Source organism: Cytobacillus firmus NBRC 15306 (genome assembly GCF_001591465.1).
GTDB classification, from domain to species: Bacteria; Bacillota; Bacilli; order Bacillales; family Cytobacillaceae; genus Cytobacillus; species Cytobacillus firmus.
The window spans coordinates 1-1,683 of the sequence record NZ_BCUY01000200.1 but is presented as its reverse complement, the minus strand read 5'-3'; the positions used below and the strand labels follow the sequence as shown (position 1 = coordinate 1,683).

The following is a 1,683-nucleotide window of genomic DNA, read 5'->3' as shown; positions in this document are numbered from 1 at the left end:
GCATCGACAAGAAATACTATATCATCCCTCAAAAAAGATGTCAACATTATTTTTATAAAAAAATAGAGCGGATTAAAAATCCGCTCCGTACTTTCTCATTAAGGCTTAATAACCTCTCGATTGCCCATATATGGACGCAATACTTCCGGAATGATAACACTTCCGTCAGCCTGCTGGTAATTCTCCAGGATAGCTGCCACCGTGCGGCCGATCGCAAGGCCCGATCCATTCAGTGTGTGCACATGCTCCGGCTTGCCTTTTGCCTCGCGGCGGAAGCGGATATTCGCGCGTCTTGCCTGGAACCCTTCAAAGTTACTGCAAGAAGAGATCTCTCTGTATGTGTTATAACTTGGGATCCAAACCTCGATATCGTATTTCTTCGCAGCTGTGAATCCAAGATCGCCAGTACACATGCTCATCACACGGTATGGAAGGCCGAGCATCTGAAGGACTTTTTCCGCGTGTCCAGTCAGCTTTTCAAGCTCGTCATAAGACTCTTCAGGCTTCACAAACTTCACAAGCTCTACCTTATTGAACTGATGCTGGCGGATCAGCCCGCGAGTATCACGGCCGGCAGACCCTGCTTCAGAACGGAAGCATGCACTGAATGCCGCATAGTTAATCGGAAGCTCATCTGCATTCAGGATTTCTTCCCTGTGCATATTGGTGACAGGCACCTCGGCAGTTGGGATCAGGAAGTAATCCTCGCTTTCAATCAGGAAAGCATCCTCTTCAAATTTCGGAAGCTGTCCTGTTCCTGTCATGCTTGCACGGTTGACCATGTACGGAGGAAGAACTTCCTTATAGCCATGCTCGTCTGTGTGCAAATCAAGCATGAAGTTGAATAGCGCACGCTCCAGGCGGGCTCCAAGACCTTTGTAGAATACAAAGCGGCTGCCTGTTACTTTGCTGGCACGCTCGAAATCAAGCAGGTCAAGATCTGTTGCTACATCCCAGTGCGGCTTTGGTTCGAAATCAAATTCACGGACTTCCCCCCATTTGCGGATTTCCACATTATCGTCTTCTGTTTCACCGACAGGCACGCTTTCATGCGGAATGTTCGGGATGCTCAGCAGCAATTGGTCCAATTCTTCCTCGACCGTGCGAAGCTCCTCATCCAATGCTTTAATTTTATCGCCGACTTCTCTCATTTCCGTGATTAAATGGTCTGCATCCTGCTTTTCGCGCTTCAAGGCTGCAACCTGCTGGGATACTTCATTCCTTTTGCTCTTCAGCTGTTCTGCTTCGACAATCAATTCACGTCTTTTCACATCAAGATCCTCGAATTTTCCCAGGTCCGTTAAATCCTCGCCGCGGTGCTGAAGCTTGTTTTTCACTTCTTCAAAATTAGCTCTCAAAAATTTAATGTCCAGCATTTTAGTCCCTCCTGAAAAATAGTTTAGAACACAAAAAACTCCCGTCCCCAAAAAAGGGACGAGAGTTACCCGCGTTGCCACCCTAGTTGAAAGCATAAGCTTTCCACCTTAAATCCATAACGGTTTTAACCGAAAGCATTTACTTTTCCCGGACAATACCGGGTGTTCCATGCTTTGCTCGGGGATGGATTCACAGGGTTTATTCACCGGTTCACACCAGCCACCGGCTCTCTACAGAACAAAGTTCCTGTTACTAGTTCCTCTCATTGCTTTTCAGCTATAAGATTTTTGTAATTCATAATGTACC

At 46.8% G+C, this 1,683-nt stretch carries 1 protein-coding gene and 1 other annotated feature; the gene reads right to left on the bottom strand.

The genetic code is table 11. The annotated features are described in order from the left end of the window. Positions 1 to 98: 98 nt before the first annotated feature. The gene (serS, locus tag BFI01S_RS21790; RefSeq protein ID WP_061794434.1) at positions 99 to 1,376 is read right to left on the bottom strand and encodes a serine--tRNA ligase; all 1,278 of its coding nucleotides are present in this window, start codon (positions 1,374 to 1,376) and stop codon (positions 99 to 101) included. 51 nt (positions 1,377 to 1,427) lie between these two features. Then, positions 1,428 to 1,652 (bottom strand) — a binding site (T-box leader). Positions 1,653 to 1,683: the final 31 nt, after the last annotated feature.